12 protein-coding genes, 1 tRNA gene and 2 pseudogenes are annotated in these 18,795 nt (G+C 47.7%); 1 reads left to right on the top strand and 14 read right to left on the bottom strand.

Translation table 11 applies throughout. The features are described from left to right. Positions 1-58: 58 nt before the first annotated feature. From HR45_RS12840 to pnp, 14 genes and pseudogenes are all read right to left on the bottom strand, one after another. Positions 59-2,371 (bottom strand): OmcA/MtrC family decaheme c-type cytochrome, encoded by a 2,313-nt coding sequence (locus HR45_RS12840; protein ID WP_037443535.1) that lies wholly within the window; start codon positions 2,369-2,371, stop codon positions 59-61. A 346-nt stretch (positions 2,372-2,717) separates the two neighbouring features. Next, positions 2,718-3,689, bottom strand: a complete 972-nt coding sequence (locus tag HR45_RS12835; protein ID WP_052074716.1) for a LysR family transcriptional regulator — start codon at positions 3,687-3,689, stop codon at positions 2,718-2,720. 391 nt (positions 3,690-4,080) lie between these two features. Further along, a tRNA-Trp gene (locus HR45_RS12830) sits at positions 4,081-4,157 on the bottom strand. A 268-nt stretch (positions 4,158-4,425) separates the two neighbouring features. Further along, on the bottom strand, positions 4,426-5,136 hold the full coding sequence (deoD, locus tag HR45_RS12825) for a purine-nucleoside phosphorylase (protein WP_037443533.1): 711 nt from the start codon (positions 5,134-5,136) through the stop codon (positions 4,426-4,428). Positions 5,137-5,196: 60 nt separating this feature from the next. Beyond that, positions 5,197-6,420: a phosphopentomutase gene (locus tag HR45_RS12820; protein ID WP_037443531.1), complete on the bottom strand. Its 1,224-nt coding sequence runs from the start codon at positions 6,418-6,420 to the stop codon at positions 5,197-5,199. After that, positions 6,417-7,775: a thymidine phosphorylase gene (deoA, locus tag HR45_RS12815; protein WP_037443529.1), complete on the bottom strand. Its 1,359-nt coding sequence runs from the start codon at positions 7,773-7,775 to the stop codon at positions 6,417-6,419. Before deoA ends, HR45_RS12820 begins: the two co-directional genes overlap by 4 nt. A gap of 18 nt (positions 7,776-7,793) precedes the next feature. Next, entirely contained in the window at positions 7,794-8,567 is a 774-nt protein-coding gene (gene deoC / locus HR45_RS12810) for a deoxyribose-phosphate aldolase (protein ID WP_037443527.1), read from the bottom strand. A gap of 260 nt (positions 8,568-8,827) precedes the next feature. Continuing rightward, positions 8,828-9,241, bottom strand: a pseudogene (locus HR45_RS19825) (nucleoside transporter C-terminal domain-containing protein); the annotation flags it as partial. A 240-nt stretch (positions 9,242-9,481) separates the two neighbouring features. After that, positions 9,482-10,327, bottom strand: a pseudogene (locus tag HR45_RS19820) (NupC/NupG family nucleoside CNT transporter); the annotation flags it as partial. Between the two features lie 168 nt (positions 10,328-10,495). Beyond that, the gene (locus HR45_RS12800) at positions 10,496-11,293 is read right to left on the bottom strand and encodes a TatD family hydrolase (RefSeq protein ID WP_241461121.1); all 798 of its coding nucleotides are present in this window, start codon (positions 11,291-11,293) and stop codon (positions 10,496-10,498) included. Positions 11,294-11,347: 54 nt separating this feature from the next. Next, the gene (locus tag HR45_RS19540) at positions 11,348-11,509 is read right to left on the bottom strand and encodes a DUF5363 family protein (protein WP_187327382.1); all 162 of its coding nucleotides are present in this window, start codon (positions 11,507-11,509) and stop codon (positions 11,348-11,350) included. A gap of 48 nt (positions 11,510-11,557) precedes the next feature. Next, on the bottom strand, positions 11,558-13,147 hold the full coding sequence (gene prfC, locus HR45_RS12795) for a peptide chain release factor 3 (RefSeq protein WP_037443523.1): 1,590 nt from the start codon (positions 13,145-13,147) through the stop codon (positions 11,558-11,560). A gap of 263 nt (positions 13,148-13,410) precedes the next feature. After that, positions 13,411-14,298, bottom strand: a complete 888-nt coding sequence (nlpI, locus tag HR45_RS12790) for a lipoprotein NlpI (protein WP_037443522.1) — start codon at positions 14,296-14,298, stop codon at positions 13,411-13,413. A gap of 153 nt (positions 14,299-14,451) precedes the next feature. Beyond that, the gene (gene pnp, locus HR45_RS12785) at positions 14,452-16,554 is read right to left on the bottom strand and encodes a polyribonucleotide nucleotidyltransferase (protein WP_037443518.1); all 2,103 of its coding nucleotides are present in this window, start codon (positions 16,552-16,554) and stop codon (positions 14,452-14,454) included. Positions 16,555-16,749: 195 nt separating this feature from the next. On the opposite strand from pnp, the gene HR45_RS12780 reads away from it, so the two are divergent. Beyond that, positions 16,750-18,786 carry a putative bifunctional diguanylate cyclase/phosphodiesterase gene (locus HR45_RS12780; protein WP_037443515.1) on the top strand — a complete coding sequence of 679 codons (2,037 nt, stop codon included), beginning with the start codon at positions 16,750-16,752 and terminating at the stop codon, positions 18,784-18,786. Positions 18,787-18,795: the final 9 nt, after the last annotated feature.

Here is an 18,795-nt window from a genome sequence, read left to right as displayed (position 1 = left end):
CCAAAACCTCGTCAAAATGTGAATAGGCACTCTTACGTAGAGTGCCTATTGATAACGCTTAGTGCTTAACGCTCATGTGAACTTTATCAACACCATAGGTTTTACCTTCAGCGTGACAAGTTGAGCATGATTCGATAGGCAGTTGTTGCTCAGTTGAATTATCTTCAACCACAACCGCGCCATTGCTTCTGAAGTGAGCATAAGCTGCTGCATCAGAGTGAGCGTGACATGAACGACATGCTTCAGCAGTTGGTGATACGTATACGGTATCGCCATCTTCGTTAGTTACCGCAATTGAGCGACGGCCTGAAGTCAAACCACCATCGTTTTTGTCAAACACGGTTTTGCCTTCAACGTGGCAAGCACCACAGTCACTAACAGCCGCTGGATAGTTCACAATCGCACCAGTCTGATCACGGTAGATCAACGCACCAGTAGCACTTGTTTGAATACCACTGTGCAAGCGGTGAGATACAGTTGCCAGATCGTGGTTACCGAATGGGGTGATATCCAGCGCACCGAAGGTTGGTTCACCGTCAGCATCAACACCAGTTTGTACATAGGCATTAGGGAATGCAGAACCTGGTGCGTTGTTGTTGTGACAGTTAGAACATTGGCTAAAGGTCAGGTTACCGTAGTGATGGTTAACCAAGGTTTCGTGACAGTTGCCACAACCAGCTTCATCAGCACTCATACGTTCAGGTTGGCTGAAGCGACCGATGTTAGCGTTGCTGCCATCAGCAGCTGCCAGATTCCAGTATTTGGTTGGCATTGGTACTGAGATACGGTTTTGATGTTGAGAACCATCACATGCAGCTAAGCCACCTTCTGCGTTGTTACACAGCAAGATGCTAGAAGCAACATAGATGCTCTTACCAGCCAAATCGTAAGTCCCTGTGCCAGTGGCAGTTAGACGACCATTTGCATCAGCTTTAACGCCAGCAAGACTCAATTGGAACGCAGCAGTTGGCATACCATATTGATCGATAGTACCAATCAACAGCACCACAGTTCTGCTCGACATGGTGTAATCACCGAAGTCAAAGTCCGCGGCAACAGCAGCGCCGTCGAATTTTGCGTCCAGAGAAACCGCGATAGTGTCGGCATCAGCATCAGTTGCGCCTTCAGTGTAGGCAACGTTAGCCACACTGACGTCTAACGCGTTAATAGTAGCGAAGCGATCACCAATCTTATGCGCGTTGATTGGCGCCAGTTCACCTGAACCGTGGCAAGCTGCACATTGAGAGTCATCAGCTTGTGCCAGATTGAATTCTGAGTGACCTTCACCAGTTTCGAAGTTCACGCCCATATGACAGCCTTGGCAAGCAGCCGCTGTGATACTGGTGTTGTAAGCTTCGTCGTTTTGGTGACACATAGTACAGTCAGCAACATCCATTGGCAGGCTGATCTTACCGAAGTCTTCCACTGCACTTTCGCTAGTGAAATATTCAGCATTTTCTCTGCCAGTATGGATCGCGTGGATCATCGCAGGGAAATCAAGTGGCAGACCCATTTGTGGCCATGTTTCAGTGGTGGTTGGCGTGTGACACATAGCGCACATCTTCACTGACTGGTAGTTAGCACCGTGGCGAGAGATGTTGTTGATACGCTCATCACCTTCAGCAAAGCCGTCGATAGAACCGTGACATTGGATACAGGCAGTATCTGATACCATGTCTTTTGCAGATTCTGCCAACTCACCAGTTGCTGGAATGAAGTCAAGCGGTGCAGTCAGCAAACGGTTTTTCAGCTGAACACCTTCAGCGTTAGTAACATAGCTACGGATGATAACGCGGTGCAGGCTATTGGCATCGTCTTCAGCCCACACGACAGGAGCATTGCCGTCATGTGCCCAAGTACCGGTATAAGTGCCTGGATTAGCGGCATCTTCAACCAGAGTACAAGCGTTGGTTTCGTTACCGTGAGCGTCTACAGTTACGCCTGTATCGCTACAGTACATGCTGGTACCAGCATCATTGAGCATTGTATGGTTTGCCCATTGATATGCTGACCCAGTGCCTGAAGTGTTTTCAGTTTGATGACCGACATACAGCTGAATTTTTTTCAGCCCCAAGAAAGGCACCATATCGCCAGCTGCTGTTTTCGCCATTGCAGTAAATTTCACTGCGAATGGATCAGTACCAGATACGACGATATCGCTAGGCTCTAGCGTGATAACCAGATCTGAAAGATCTTCAATAGTGGTAGCAAATTGCCCAGCGGACAGCCCTGGAGCACCAGGTTGGCCATCAGCGCCATTTACGCCATCGACACCATTAGCGCCATCTTTACCATCATCCCCACAGGCGCTAAGCCCCAAGATGCTGGTCATAGCTAGAACTAATAACGATAAACCAGTTCTTTTCTTCATCATTATTCCCTTATCTATTTTATTTATTACATCTGCTTAAGCAGTGAATTAATAATAAAGAAAAAGATTTTATTCGTAGGAGTTTTGTATATTATTTGTGAATCGTAACTCTAATAGATAAATGCGGGATATTAATATTTAAAATTTACTATTGCAGTTTTCGCGATAGACGACAGGATATTGAACCAAATAAAAAAGGCGCCAACCTGGCACCTTTCAATTAAACATATAATTTATAAAATCAAATTATCAATACACAATTAATCACAAGCAAACTAAAAATAAAAAATTAATTGAATATTAATTTACCACAAAGCTTAATTGAAACTTAACCCCACAACTTATATCAGCAATCACTTAATAGATCATGGAATTGAGAGAATAATAACTTCCGCGTTTCTTCGTTATAACGACGTAATGATTTGCTACGTTCAATAAAATAAATCCGTGGGGTTCGCAGCGCGTTATCTAACCGCGTAAACTGTTCTTGCGGCATTCTTGCCGCGCGAATGCCCGGCATACTGTTGGTGACCTCTAACTCACCGATATGGGCGATTGACACACTGTTCATCGTCAGTAAATGACAGTACCACTCAGCATAGTTTTTCACCGCCGAGATGCTAGTAAAGGTCTTTTCTGTCTCACGACAATACTGCTCAAACGGATCTATGCGATCATTAAAGCCCTTAGTCGCAATATACACAAACGGAAATTGCGTCAGGTGTTCCACCTCAAACTGATCATAGTCTTGCCAGATAGGATGCTGTTCCTTCGCAACAATACATAAAGCCTTTGTGTCGATAATCTTTTGCTGCGTTAATTCATGGTAATCCATCAACTCTTGCGTGACGGTGACGCCAAAATCCAAATCACCTTTATGCAGATCGTCAATAGAATTATCGTCCCACGTATACAACTGGATTTTCCCCAATTGCGTTTGAATATCTGACTCTGATAAGCGATTCGCAATAATTGGCATAAACATCGGTACTACCGCTAATTTCAACACAATATCTTCATGCGGATAATGCTCATCAAGTAACACTTCTTTAAACTGCTCTAGCGAGTCAGTGAACACACAGATATTCGGATATAGTTTTTCAGCAAATAATGTGGGTTTTAACCCCTGCTGACGACGATAGAAAAGATCATTATTAAATGCTGCACGTAATGCATTTAGACTGCGACTGACTTTAGAGGCAGAGACACCCAAGTTTCGCGCCACTTCATTAGCATGGCCTGACTCAAAAATATGCCTAAAAACAATCAGACTAAAGACATCCAGTTCTTTAATTCGCTTCATTAAGTCATTGGTCATTTTGAGCTACTAAAGTTTACAAATGTTTAATTAATGTAAAACTATATGATTTTTTACGAATATCAAGATAATGCATCGTGTAAATCAAAGCGGATCACAATATTTTTGAGTCTTAGTGCCCTGCCACAGTTATTGAATGTGACGGACAAACCGGAGGAAATTCGGTGCGGAAAATCGTAACCATGTGACGCAGTTATACAAAATAACTAAAAGCGGAGGGTTGGCGATTTAGCGTGGCACACAGCAAGCTGATAAACCAATGCCACGATGAATAAAAACTAGGAATACCAAGTGCTACCGCGATGGATGTGAGTTCATACGGCAGAAAAAATAATTAATCGCGGACAAAAGAAAACGGCTCGCACATTGCTGTGCAAGCCGTTGAAATTAGTGGCAGGGGTGGCAAGACTCGAACTCGCAACCGTCGGTTTTGGAGACCGCTGTTCTACCAATTGGAACTACACCCCTACGGAACGGGATGCATTATGCTAAAACCCCCATTAAAGGTAAAGGGCTTTTTACTGATAAACCATTCAAATGCGGCTTTTTCAGTCAACAGCGCTCAATCTATTGCTAAATGATCACCATAACGGTGAATACATCAGCAAAACAGCGTCAAAGCATAGCATCGTCGCAATCACCGCTTTCGTTTGGCTTTATCGCAACGGCATAATTCAGCTACAAAAAAGGGGCGATAATCGCCCCTTTTGTCTCATTCTTTGCTGAACGGCAACAATTAGAAATTAAGTGCTGCTTCCAGAGTCATGATGATCATGTCATTGAAGGTGGTTTGACGCTCTTCTGAGGTGGTTTGCTCACCCGTACGAATATGGTCGGATACGGTCACCACACACAGCGCACGCGCACCAAATTCATGGGCGACACCGTACAAACCAGCCGCTTCCATTTCCACGCCAAGCACGCCCATTTTTTCCATCACGTCGAACATTTCAGCGTCTGGAGTATAGAACAGATCGGCTGAGTAAACGTTACCCACGCGTACTGGGATGTTTTTTGCTTTAGCAGCATCTACCACTGTGCTCAGCAGAGTGTAGTCAGCAACAGCGGCAAAATCATGGCCTTTGAAACGAGTACGGTTCACTTGTGAATCAGTACAAGCGCCCATGCCGATGATCACATCACGCACTTTCACATCTTGGCTGATAGCGCCGCATGAACCGACACGCACAATGTTTTTAACGCCGTAATCTTTGATCAATTCAGTCGCATAGATAGAGCAAGATGGAATGCCCATACCTGAACCCATTACCGACACTTTTTTACCTTTGTAAGTACCCGTAAAGCCCAGCATATTACGTACATCGGTCACTTGTACCACGTCTTCCAAAAACGTCTCTGCAATGTACTTAGCACGCAGCGGATCACCAGGAAACAGTACTGTCTCGGCGAAAGCGCCATCAGCGGCGTTGATGTGTGGTGTAGCCATTAAATTAACCTCTTAAGTTAAATCCCGTCGTGGTGATTTTACCGCGCCTATTATGTCAGTTCAGCGCGGTAAAAATGAGGAACCGAATTCCATTGGTTCCAAGTCAAAATACGCTGCTATCGATTGACCAATATCAGCAAAACTATTGCGAAGCCCGAGTGAACCCGCAGCTAAACCGGCGCCGAATGCCAGTACAGGCACATGTTCCCGAGTATGGTCTGTTCCCTTCCAAGTTGGGTCACACCCATGGTCGGCTGTTAAAATCACTAAATCGTTGGGTTGCAGCTTGGCGAGCAACTCCGGCAAACGTGCATCGAAATATTCCAGTGCGGCGGCATAACCCGCAACATCGCGACGGTGGCCAAATTGCGAGTCAAAATCGACAAAATTAGTAAAGATAATGCTGTTATCGCCAGCACTGGACAGCTGCTGCAAGGTTGCGTCAAATAACGCCGCTAAACCAGTTGCCTTAACTTTAGCGGTGATACCGCAGTTTGCATAAATATCAGCGATCTTACCGACACTGATCACTTGTCCACCATGATCTTTAAGCTTATCCAGCACCGTTTTTGACGGTGGCGCAACCGCATAATCACGGCGGTTACCCGTACGCTCAAACGCGCCTTTGCCAGCACCAATAAATGGCCGCGCAATCACCCGCCCGATGTTGTATGGTTCCAACACTTCGCGCGCAATTAAGCACAACTGGTACAATTTCTCGAGGCCAAAGGTCTCTTCATGGCAAGCGATTTGAAATACTGAGTCAGCCGAGGTGTAGAAGATTGGCAAGCCAGTTTGCATATGCTGCTCACCGAGCTCATCCAAAATCACGGTGCCAGACGCATGACAATTGCCCAAGAAGCCTGACAGCTGAGCACGACGTAAAATCTCGTCGGTCAATTCAGTCGGAAACGATTTGGTTTTATCGGCAAAATAGCCCCAATCATACAAGACCGGTACGCCAGCCATTTCCCAATGCCCGCTGGGAGTATCTTTACCGGAACTCAGTTCAGCGGCATGACCGTAAGCACCGATGATGTCGATGGCATCGCCGAAGCCAGCGGGAAATTGTCCTGTGCTTTCATAAGCTGCGTGGGCTAAGCCCAATTGTGCCAAATTCGGCAGTTGCAGCTTGCCGCTACGCTCAGCATTGTCGGCAGCCCCTACTGCACATTGCGCCGCAATATGGCCAAAGGTGTCGGCGCCGACATCACCAAATTTGTCGGCATCAGCAGTCGCACCGATACCGAAAGAATCTAACATCAAAATAATACAGCGCTTCACGCAGGGAGCTCCTCTGTCTGTTTTAGCGTCGAGTCCATGCGGATGGTTTGATATATCTGCGTTATCGCCTCGGGGGCTTTGCTACCTATGTTAACTGCCGCTTTAAGCGCTGCAGCGGCCTGAGCAAAATCAGCTTCGGAGTTGGCGTGGATCACCGCCAGAGGCTTGCGTCCATCAAGTGTCTCACCTAGCTGGCAGAAGTTACTGAAGCCAACGCGGTAATCTAGACTATCTTGGCTTTGTCTACGACCACCGCCGAGAGCTACCACGGCCATACCAATTGCGCGCGTATCCATTGCCTCAACGATGCCTTCGTTATCGGCATACACAGGCCTAATCACATTCGCGGGTTGCAAATAACGCGGATATTTATCGACAAAATCTGCCGGGCCGCCCAAACAATGCACCATGCGACTGAAATGTTCTGCTGCAGCACCAGACTGCAACGCATGCTCAAGCTTTGTTTTGGCCGATGCAATAGAGTCGGCCAGCTTGCCTTGTAGCAACAACTCCGCACTTAAGGCCATAGTGACATCGTATAAGCGCTGGTTACGAGAATCTCCGCGCAGGAAGCGCACCGCTTCGGCTACTTCCAAGGCGTTACCAGCCGATGAGGCCAATAGTTGATTCATGTCGGTTAGCAGCGCCGAGGTGCGTGTACCGGCACCATTAGCGACCGTAACAATCGACTCCGCCAGCGCTTTGGAATCTTCATAGGTTGGCATAAAAGCGCCGGAACCGACTTTCACGTCCATCACTAGCGCATCTAGGCTACAAGCCAGCTTTTTCGACAGAATCGAGGCCGTAATCAGCCCCATGGATTCCACTGTGGCAGTATTGTCGCGGACCGCATAAAAACGCTTATCCGCTGGCACTAATGCCGCTGTTTGACCCACAATTGCCACACCTGCTTCACGTACCGTGTTGCGGAACAGCTCACTGCTGACACTGGTTTGATAGCCGGGAATGGCATCCAGTTTATCAAGCGTACCGCCGGTATGCCCTAGCCCACGTCCCGAGATCATCGGCACATAACCACCACAAGCAGCCACCAAAGGCCCCAGCATCAAGCTGGTAACATCGCCGACGCCACCAGTGCTGTGTTTATCGAGCAGCGGGCCGTCAAAGCCGCAATCTTGCCAATTGAGCACATCACCTGAATCGCGCATGGCACAGGTGAGCGCCACCCGCTCATCCATGTTCATGCCCTGAAAATAGGTCGCCATCGCAAATGCGGCAATTTGGCCATCGCTGACACTGCCATCGGTAATGCCTTGCACAAAGAAGGCAATTTCGGCATTGCTCAGCACGGCGCCGTTACGTTTGCTACGAATAATCTCTTGCGCTAGAAACATCAAAAACTCCGCTGCGGCTTAGTAGCCTTTGCTCTCGGCTGGCGCATCAGCCAGTTCCAGCGTGTGCAGCAAGTTATTCAGCAGGCTTGAAGCGCCAAAGCGGAAGTGACGTGCATCGGCCCAGTCATCGCCCAAAATACGGGCAGCGGCACCTAAAAATTCCGCCGCTTGTGCAGCATCACGTACGCCACCTGCTGGTTTAAACCCAACGTTACGGTTCTTCTCGCTGATCACGGTTAACATGATTTCGGCAGCTTCAATAGTGGCGTTCACTGGCACTTTACCAGTAGAGGTTTTGATAAAGTCAGCACCCGCATCGATAGCGATTTCAGACGCTTTACGGATAAGCGCAGGGTCTTTCAGTTCACCAGATTCGATAATGACTTTCAGCAGCGCGTTGTCACCACAGGCGGCTTTACAGGCTTTCACCAATTCAAAACCAACCGTTTCATTGCCCGCCATAAAGGCTTGGTAAGGGAACACAACGTCAACTTCATCAGCGCCGTAAGCCACTGCTGCACGGGTTTCAAGTACTGCGATATCGATATCGTCATTACCATGTGGAAAGTTAGTCACGGTAGCGATACGCACGCTGTCAGCGCCAATAGCAGCTAAGGTTTTACGCGCAATCGGCACAAAGCGTGGGTACACACATACCGCGGCGGTGTTGCCAGCAGGCGTTTTGGCTTTGTGGCACAGGTCGATAACCCGTTGGTCGGTGTCGTCATCGTTTAGTGTGGTCAAATCCATCAAGCTGATGGCCTGACGCGCGGCCTTTTGCAAATCTGTCATCGTCTATTTCTCCGCAAGCGGTAGTGGTGCTAAGCGACCAGTACCAAGATTATTATTAAAATATTCAGTCCGATGCTGCTGCGTTAAGCATGGGACTGAGCACTTATAAACGGCGCCAATGATACCCCCGGATTAACACCAAATCTAGAACCGCCGTTCAAAATTCAAGAACAATTAGCAAACAATAGCGTAACGCTTTCGTTCCCATAAAAAACAAAACCCGGCAGCTTAGCCGGGTTTGATGAAGATTAAGTGACAGTTTAGGCTATCGAGACGAATAAGCCTGCGATGGTGGCACTCATCAAGTTTGCCAACGAACCGGCAATCACCGCCCGCATACCTAAACGCGCTAAGTCATGACGACGATTAGGCGCCATAGCCCCAAGCCCGCCGAGCAAAATAGCAATGGAAGACAAGTTGGCAAAACCACAGAGTGCAAACGAAATAATCGCTTTGGTCTTGTCACTCATCACCATACCGGTTTCGGCAACTAACTTGCCGCCATCAACCACGTCCTTCAGGTAAGGAGCAAAGTTAGAGTAAGCCACAAATTCATTCACAATGATTTTTTGGCCAATAAAGGACCCTGCCAACATGGCTTCCTTCCATGGCACACCTATCAACCACGCCAGCGGCATAAAGATGTAGCCCAGAATCATTTCAAGTGAGATTTTATCGCTAGCGGCCACCACCAGCGAATTAGCAGCATCGGCTAACTGAGGTACGTTGGCGAGTTTGCTAAATTGATCAACCACTAACTGGCGGTCAATATCAGCAATGGACAGATTCGCTAACGTCACATTGGCCTGCGTTGCCAATTGCGCCAAGCTACCGTCAAATGCGCTCTTGAGTTCTGGCGACAATGCCGCCGCGCTTTGCAACGCTGCAAATGCTTGTTGTACCTCACTGTCACCATAGCCAAACATCAAGCCTACACTACCGATGATAGCGTTAATCAACGCAATTAAGGCGATAAAAGCCAACAACATGGCGCCAACATTGAGCGCTAATTGCATCCCTGATGAAGCTCCAGATGCGGCGGCATCGAGTACGTTAGCGGGTTTGTCAGGATCGTCCTGCAACTCCTCGGTATCATCTTTGGTCGCTTCAGTTTCGGGATGAAAAATCTTCGCCATCAACAGGCCACCCGGCGCCGCCATAAAGGAAGCAGCGACCAGATACTCCATTGGTACGCCCATCTGCGCATAACCGGCCATTACTGAACCGGCAATAGAGGCCATACCGCCGACCATAATGGCAAACAGTTCAGATTCGGTCATCGTTGGAATAAAGGGACGCACCACCATAGGCGCTTCAGTTTGACCAACAAAGATATTAGCGGTTGCCGACATTGACTCAGTACGGCTAGTGCCCAGAGCTTTTTGCAGAGCGCCACCGATAATGCGGATCACCCACTGCATAATGCCGAGGTAGTAAAGCACGGCAATCAGTGACGAGAAGAAGATAATCACAGGCAACACGTGGATCACGAAGATAAAGCCCAGTTTAAACTGCGCTAAGCCACCGAAGAGGAATTCGATACCGACGTTGGCTTTTTGGATCACGCTATAAACGGCATCCGATACACCTTTAAGGATATCTTTGCCGATAGGCACATAGAGAACAAAACCACCAAAAATGGCCTGAATGGCAAATGCGCCGCCAACAGTACGGAAGTTGATTGCTTTTTTATTCGCGGACAGCAAAAACGCTATCGCTAGCAGGACCACAATGCCTACTAAACTCATGACGACGCTCATTAATCTTTACCCTTTTTTAGTTCTTTTTATGGCGTTCCCGCCCAGACCCGCGCGCATTATAGCGAACGGAGCACCTTAAATCGCCTTGTGAACATGACTTTTTACAGTTGTTTTTCATTGAGTTACAGCATTAATTTCAACAGCGCAGCCACGTTTAGTGAAAACTGTTTACCGCTCAAACAATTGAACACAATTTGCTTCAAGCTGTTCTGACAGCTGAACAACCGATAAATTCCGTAAATGTGCCAACTCTGCCACGACCGCCAATAAGGTGAGCGGGGTATTACGCGAGAATGGCGCGTTTATCGGCGTCATATCGGGTGAGTCGGTTTCGACTAACAAGGCCGCCACCGGTAATTTTGCTGCCGCAGCGCGTAGCTTTTTCGCCGCAGGATTGAGTAATAATCCGCCAATACCGAGCCGAAAACCAAGCTGCCAGTATTGCAGTGCTACTTCGAATGATCCACTAAAACCATGAATAACCCCACCTTGGCGGTGCTGAGCGCGCTGCAATAATGGCAACATCTCACCATGACACTGCACTGCGTGCACTATCAATGGCAATGAAAATTTCTCTGCCAAACCTAGTTGTTGCTCAAATAGCCTCCGTTGCCGCTGCCAATGCTTGGCGTCACCCTGCTCCGCCATACGTTTGGCGCGCAGTTTATCTAAACCACATTCACCAACCGCGACTAGCGCCTTGTCAGCGTGATATTGCTGCAGCAATTGTTCTAGTTGCTCTAACGCCTCAACGTCAGACGTGGGTAGATACCAAGGATGAATACCGAGTGCGTAACGCCAGCCAAATTGCTGCGCTATCGTTAGCATGCGCGGCCATTGTGCAGGCTCGACACCTGGCAGAATGACATTGCCAATGCCCTGACTGCGCATAGATTGAAAAAGGTCATCGCGATCGGGGTCGAAGTCGACAAAATCGAGATGGGCGTGAGTATCCGTCAGTAACATACCGTACTCACGCAATTAAAGAGCACAATGATGGAGACACAAACACGCCAAACATTAGTGGTCGTCTTGTGCTTTTCTTGGTGGTGTTTTTTCCAGTGGCGGATCAGATAATCGCGGCATACAGCAGCGGCGATTATCTTCGGTTAAGCCCATACGGTCACACCACGCGGTGTAACGCTGCCACAAACGAGTAATCAATTGAGCGATTGCTTTCATGATGATGTCCGACATAAAAAAAGCGGAGTAAGTACTCCGCTTTTTTTATCAATGTTCGCGCGTTTTAGCAAACTCAACGTCAGGATAACGTTCCATTGATAGACTTAAGTTGACCATCGTCGGCGCAATGTAAGTAAGGTTGTCGCCGCCATCTAAGGCCAAGTTAGTTGAACATTTGCGTTGGAATTCGTCCATTTTCTTGGCGTCGTTGCAGTAAACCCAACGCGCAGTTGCGACGTTAATTGGCTCGTAAATCGCTTCCACGTTGTATTCAGATTTCAAGCGGGCAACGACCACTTCAAACTGCAGCACACCGACCGCGCCTACGATCAAATCGTTGCTATCCAGTGGACGGAACACCTGTACCGCGCCCTCTTCTGACAACTGCACCAAGCCTTTAAGCAATTGTTTTTGTTTCAGCGGATCTTTTAGGCGAATGCGGCGGAACATCTCTGGCGCAAAGTTAGGAATACCAGTGAATTTCAGATCTTCGTTTTGGGTGAAAGTATCACCAATCTGGATCGTGCCGTGGTTGTGCAAGCCGATGATATCGCCAGCGAATGCTTCTTCAGCACGCTCGCGATCGCCCGCCATAAAGGTTACCGCGTCAGAGATACTGACGGTTTTACCAATACGCACGTGCTTCATTTTCATGCCTTGGGTGTATTTACCCGATACCACGCGCATAAAGGCGATACGGTCGCGGTGTTTAGGGTCCATGTTGGCTTGGATCTTAAACACGAAGCCGCTGAATTTCTCTTCAGAAGCTTCAATGGTGCGCACGTCAGCTTCACGCGGTTGCGGTGCTGGCGCCCATTCGGTCAAGCCATCGAGCATGTGGTCGACACCGAAGTTACCCAATGCGGTACCGAAAAATACCGGCGTCAGTTCACCGCTCAAGAACAGCTCTAAATCAAATTCGTTGGAGGCGCCTTGCACCAGTTCCAGCTCATCACGCAATTGCGCAGCTAAGTCACTGCCTACCGCATCATCCAGCTCAGGGTTATCAATGCCTTTGATGATGCGTACTTCCTGAATCGTATGACCATGGCCGGTTTGATACAGAATGGTTTCATCGCGATGCAGGTGGTAAACACCTTTAAATGATTTACCACAACCAATTGGCCAGCTGATCGGCGCGCACATCATGTTGAGCTCGCTTTCTACTTCATCGAGCAGCTCCATTGGGTCACGAATATCACGGTCCAATTTGTTCATGAAGGTCACGATTGGGGTGTCACGCAGACGGGTTACTTCCATCAGTTTACGAGTACGGTCTTCCACACCTTTAGCGGCGTCGATTACCATTAAGCAGGAGTCAACCGCAGTCAATGTACGATAGGTATCTTCCGAGAAGTCTTCGTGGCCCGGAGTATCCAACAGGTTCACCAGACACTCATTGTAAGGGAACTGCATAACCGAAGTAGTTACCGAAATACCACGCTCTTTTTCCATCTCCATCCAGTCAGATTTCGCATGGTGGCTAGAGCCACGACCTTTTACTGTACCGGCTTGCTGGATCTTGTGTCCGTGCAACAATACCTTTTCAGTGATGGTGGTTTTACCGGCATCGGGGTGCGAGATAATCGCAAAAGTTCGGCGTTTACCGATTTCTGTGGCAATGGCTGAGTTCGACATGAATTAACAATCTTCTGTTTAACAGGAAGCAATAGCAAAAACACCCGTTAGGTGCGCCCGCTTCATACACATACAATTTTAAAGTGCGGTATTTTCGCTGATCTGCGCCGCAGAAACAATCAACATAGGCAAGTAAAGCGATTTGACGGTGTACATAAGGTAAGTTCAACCGAAAAGACGACATCCGTAGCGCTTTCAATCGGCAGGAAAAAATGAATACTGGAGGATAAACGATGCGCACTCAAGTGCGCATCGGCATAAGATTACTCTGCGGGTTGCTCGGCTTTGAGTAGATTTGCCAGCTCGACTCTGGCATAGCGATATTCGACAAAATCGTAAATATTAGTGGCCAAGGCTAAACGCAGATATTGTGCTGCCTTATGATTTTTCTGCTGCTCTTCTGCCACTTTCGCCATATAGAAATAGGCTTCACAGAGACGTTCCACATACTCACGAGGTTGTTTAAGTTGCTTCTTAGCTAGCGCTAACAATTCGGCATCGTTATGTTTGCCAAGCACATAATCGACAATATCACTGGCCCATCCATCTGCGGGGAGTAATGCCCGGTTTGCCTGCAATTGCGTCATAGCTTGGGTTGCATTCACATCATATTCAGTCAGATAAAGCCACAAAGCACGATAGCCATCTTGTTGGTCGCTGGCGAAAAAAGTCTTCATGTCTTTAACCGCCAATTGCGGACGACCAGCGTAATACAGTGCTAAGCCTCGATTTAAATAGGCGTAATCATAATCAGGCATTAACTCAAGCACTGAGTCAAAAGATTCAAATGCACTCTCGTAGTCACCTTCCTGGGTAAAGTAGATCCCCATAAAATTATAGGCATCTGCTAAATCAGGTTTGATGGTGAGAGCCTCATGGAATTGGATCCGCGCCATTAGGCGTAGCCCCAAGCGGTCATAAATCACACCACGCTCGTAGAGAAAACGCGCGCGCTGCTCCTCAGTTAATTTTGCCGAAACAAGGATTTCACTGAGCTTAGCTAAGGTCATTTCCAACTTGTAGTCATTCAAGACTGGGGCGACTAGCAATTGTCCCTGAACGTCGTTGTCAGGTTTGCTTGCACAGCCAGTGAGTAATAAACCAGACCCAGCGATCAGTGCCATCAATACGGCACGCACTTTCCCGCTCATTCACACATCCTTTTTGTTTCGTTTAAGCATTAATCTTATCAACAGCCTTAACAGCTCGCCAATAAAGCTTGACCACCCTACGGCATTATTTTTCGATGAGCAATAAAAAAGGAGATCCGTAGATCTCCTTCTTAAGCTTGTTACAAACTGAAATTATTCAGCTTGTTCTGCAGCCGCAGGTTTAGCTTCTTTGATAGACAGACGTACGCGACCTTGACGGTCAACTTCCATCACCTTCACGTCAACTTCTTGGTTCAGTTCTAGGTGATCAGATACGTTGGCTACACGCTCTTCAGAGATTTGCGAGATGTGTACCAGACCATCTTTACCAGGCAGGATGTTAACGAACGCACCGAAATCAACGATACGGATAACTTTACCTTTGTAGATACGGCCCACTTCAACTTCAGCAGTGATCTCTTCGATGCGGCGGATAGCTTCTTTAGTCGCTTCGCCATTGCTTGAAGCAATCTTCACAGTACCGTCGTCTTCCAGCTCAATGGTAGTACCGGTTTCTTCAGTCAGTGCACGGATAGTTGCGCCGCCTTTACCGATAACATCACGGATTTTTTCTGGGTTGATCTTGATGGTAGTGATACGTGGAGCATGTTCAGAGATGTCAGAACGCGCAGAGTTAATCGCTTGGTCCATCACGTTCAGGATATGTACACGGGCACCGTAAGCTTGGCGCAGTGCAATTTCCATGATCTCTTTGGTGATACCTTCGATCTTGATGTCCATCTGCAGTGCAGTAACACCATCGCGAGTACCCGCTACTTTGAAGTCCATGTCACCCAGGTGGTCTTCATCACCCAGAATGTCAGACAGTACTACGAAGTCATCGCCTTCTTTTACCAAGCCCATTGCGATACCCGCAACAGAAGTCTTGATAGGTACACCTGCATCCATCAATGCCAGTGAAGTACCACATACTGAAGCCATAGAGCTTGAACCGTTAGATTCAGTGATTTCTGATACTACACGTACTGAGTATGGAAACTCTTCAGCAGAAGGCATTACTGCATTAACGCCGCGCCATGCCAGTTTACCGTGACCAATTTCACGACGTTTTGGTGAACCAACCATGCCGGTTTCACCTACTGAGTATGGAGGGAAGTTGTAGTGCAACATAAAGCGGTTGGTGCGCTCACCCATGATAGAGTCGATTTTTTGCGCATCACGCTCAGTACCCAGCGTACAAGTTACCAGTGCTTGAGTTTCACCACGGGTGAACAGTGCACTACCGTGAGTACGTGGCAATACGCCAGCCATCACGCTCAGAGCACGGATCATGTCTGGTTCACGACCGTCGATACGTGGCATACCTTTGATGATACGGCTACGTACAACCGCTTTTTCCAAGCTACCCAGCAGGTTGTCAGCTTCTTGCGTATCGAGTTCTGGATCTTCAGCCACTAACTGCGCAATTGCAGCATTCTTAACGTCGGCAACAGCAGCATAACGCTCTTGCTTAGCGGTGATTTGGTAAGCTTCAGTCAAACCCGCTTCAGCAGCTGCTTTGACTTTCTCAGCCAAGGTTTCATTTTTCGCTGGCGCAGTCCAATCCCAAGCTGGCTTACCGGCTTCGGCTTTAAACTCATTGATAGCGTTGATGACCACTTGTTGTTGATCGTGACCATATACAACCGCGCCCAACATCACTTCTTCTGCCAGTACTTTAGCTTCTGATTCAACCATCAGAACCGCAGCTTGCGTACCTGCAACGACCAAGTCCAGTTGGCTATCAACCAGAGCTTCCGCACCTGGGTTGAGGATGTATTCGCCATTTACATAGCCTACACGAGCAGCGCCCAGAGGACCGTTAAATGGAATACCAGAAATTGCCAGCGCAGCAGATGTACCAATCATTGCAACAATGTCTGGCTCAATCTGTGGATCAACTGAAACTACAGTCACGATAACCTGAACTTCGTTGGTGAAACCATCAGGGAAAAGTGGACGAATAGGACGGTCGATAAGGCGGGCGATCAAAGTTTCATCTTCTGATGGACGTCCTTCTCGCTTAAAGAAACCACCCGGAATCTTACCAGCAGCGTAAGTTTTTTCCTGATAATTCACTGTAAGAGGGAAGAAGTCACGGCCAGGGTCTGCCTGTTTTTTACCGACAACAGTTACTAAAACTGTAGTGTCGCCCATGCTTGCCATAACGGCCGCATCGGCTTGACGTGCGATAACACCTGTTTCCAGGGTGACAGTATGCTGACCATACTCAAAACTCTTAACTATTGGATTCACGTGACCCATTCCTTAATTAATTACCTTAATTTTCGCGCGTAAGTATACAGCATTGCTTCTGTATGAATAAAGCTCTTGACCAACTTTGCCGCAACTGTTTTTTTTGTAAAAATGCAACTTTGAAGGCGTCTTAACAACGAGTTATAGGCTAATCTTAGTTTCATGGCCTTGTATCCTATGGTGGGAAAATTGCGAATGGGAAAAACGCGCTTTAAATCACTGACGTTTAAACAAACAACCTTAGTGGTAGTGACAGCGTTATTTTTTGCAATTGCCATTTTTATCTTCGAAGTATTAATGGTGGTCAAAGCTGAAACCAGTGCCCTGATTAACGATCAACAGGAGCTGCTCGACTCGGTTGAACAGCCGTTAGAAAACGCTGTGTGGGCATTAGATACCGGATTAGCCACCCAAACATTGGAAGGTATTTTAAAAGTCGACCATGTTGCCAGTGCCAAAGTGGTGTTGGACGATGAGTCAAAGTTTGTCAGTACCGGGAATGAAACTGTTAACCAAAACGATATGTATGCCGCGATAGGCAGCCGTCTATTTGGCCCGCTAAAACAGGTATCTCGCGAGCTGCATCACCAATCTGAGTCATTTAAGAGTAAAGCGCCCGAGCTGATTGGTCAGGTCTACATTGACTACAATACGCGCGAATTAACGCAAACCTTAATTGACCAACTAAAACTCAGCTTTACTGCCACGCTCGCCCGAGCGTTGTTTATTACCTTAGTGCTGTCTTACATTTTTCACCGTTTTCTCACCCAACCGATTGCCAAAATTGGTGAAGCCATCGATCGCATCGATCCAGAATCACCTGACAATCACTTGCTACCGACGTTTCGTAACCACGACGATGATGAATTGGGCATAGTGACCAACAAGCTAAACCAGATCCTGCTGCAATTTACCCAAACCCAGAATAAGCTGCGCAAACTCGCCACCCGTGATAGCTTGACCGGCCTGCCCAACCGTACCTTGTTGTTAGAAACCATTGCGGTGGCAATCCAGCGCGCTAAATCGCGCAACCAGCCACTTGCGCTGCTGTTTATCGACTTAGATCGTTTTAAAAACGTCAACGATTCGCTTGGCCATGCACTCGGTGACCAATTTCTCATCCGCGTGGCGAGTATTTTGCGACGTTTCGTTGGTAATCGCGGCACAGTTGCGCGCTTAGGCGGAGATGAATTTGTCATCATGCATGATGATATTCGCTCAGCCAACGAAGCCGCTGAATTTGTTGATAGGCTGCTGCGGCAACTGCAAAACCCAATCAAATTGGATGACCATTCGGTACATCCCGCCGCCTCGGTGGGAATTTCGCTATTTCCCGATGATGGTCAAACGCCGGAAGACCTGATCCGTCATGCCGATATGGCGATGTATAGCGCGAAAGCCGCTGGCTCAAACCAATGGTCCTTCTTCAAACAGCAGATGACAGAAAAGGCGGCAGTACGTTTGAGAACTGAAGCATCGCTGCATGATGCTATCGTCAATAATGAGTTTTTACTGTATTTCCAGCCCAAACTGGATATCACCACAGGCGAGCTGCTTGGCTGTGAAGCACTGATCCGTTGGCAACGCGATGGGCGGTTGATTAGTCCAGTAACCTTTATTCCTGTCGCGGAAGAAACCGGCATTATCATCCCTATTGGGCGCTGGGTGCTGGAACAGACATGTAAGGTGTTAAGTAAATGGCAAAAGCTGTATAACACATCGACCATCATTGCCTGCAACGTATCGTCGAAGCAGTTTGCCGACGCCAGTCTTATCCCCGATATCAAGCGTATGGCGATGCGCTATCAGATAGATCCAGGCCTGATTGAAATAGAAATTACCGAGACATCCTTGATGGATGATATTGATCTCGCCATCAATAAACTCAAACAACTTAAGTCCGCAGGCTTTGGCATTGCCGTTGATGACTTTGGCACAGGCTATTCATCACTTTCGTATCTGCGCCATCTTCCCATCACCACGCTGAAGATTGATCGTGCTTTTATCTCCGATCTCCCCCATGACAGTGCCATTGCCTCAACGATTCTGACATTAGGCAAACAATTAGATCTCAATATTGTTGCTGAAGGAATAGAAAACGAAATGCAGGAACAGTGGTTAAAACGTAATGGCTGTATTATTGGCCAAGGGTTTTACTACAGCCAACCATTGCCGTTAGAAGAATTTGAACAGCTTTACTTAATGCCCCACAGCAAGCAAGTGAGCTCGTAAGCATTAACC

The organism is Shewanella mangrovi (assembly GCF_000753795.1).
Lineage (GTDB): Bacteria > Pseudomonadota > Gammaproteobacteria > Enterobacterales > Shewanellaceae > Shewanella > Shewanella mangrovi.
Note: the sequence above shows the minus strand (reverse complement) of the source record. Positions and strands in the feature narration are given on the sequence as shown.

Excerpts from the sequence above, each read along its gene's own strand:
- HR45_RS19540 (WP_187327382.1), bottom strand. The coding sequence starts at position 11,509 with ATGAAAGCAATCGCTCAATTGATTACTCGTTTGTGGCAGCGTTACACC.
- deoA (WP_037443529.1), bottom strand. The coding sequence starts at position 7,775 with ATGTTTCTAGCGCAAGAGATTATTCGTAGCAAACGTAACGGCGCCGTG.
- deoD (WP_037443533.1), bottom strand. The coding sequence starts at position 5,136 with ATGGCTACACCACACATCAACGCCGCTGATGGCGCTTTCGCCGAGACA.
- HR45_RS12800 (WP_241461121.1), bottom strand. The coding sequence starts at position 11,293 with ATGTTACTGACGGATACTCACGCCCATCTCGATTTTGTCGACTTCGAC.
- nlpI (WP_037443522.1), bottom strand. The coding sequence starts at position 14,298 with ATGAGCGGGAAAGTGCGTGCCGTATTGATGGCACTGATCGCTGGGTCT.
- prfC (WP_037443523.1), bottom strand. The coding sequence starts at position 13,147 with ATGTCGAACTCAGCCATTGCCACAGAAATCGGTAAACGCCGAACTTTT.
- HR45_RS12840 (WP_037443535.1), bottom strand. The coding sequence starts at position 2,371 with ATGAAGAAAAGAACTGGTTTATCGTTATTAGTTCTAGCTATGACCAGC.
- HR45_RS12835 (WP_052074716.1), bottom strand. The coding sequence starts at position 3,689 with ATGACCAATGACTTAATGAAGCGAATTAAAGAACTGGATGTCTTTAGT.
- HR45_RS12780 (WP_037443515.1), top strand. The coding sequence starts at position 16,750 with ATGGGAAAAACGCGCTTTAAATCACTGACGTTTAAACAAACAACCTTA.
- deoC (WP_037443527.1), bottom strand. The coding sequence starts at position 8,567 with ATGACAGATTTGCAAAAGGCCGCGCGTCAGGCCATCAGCTTGATGGAT.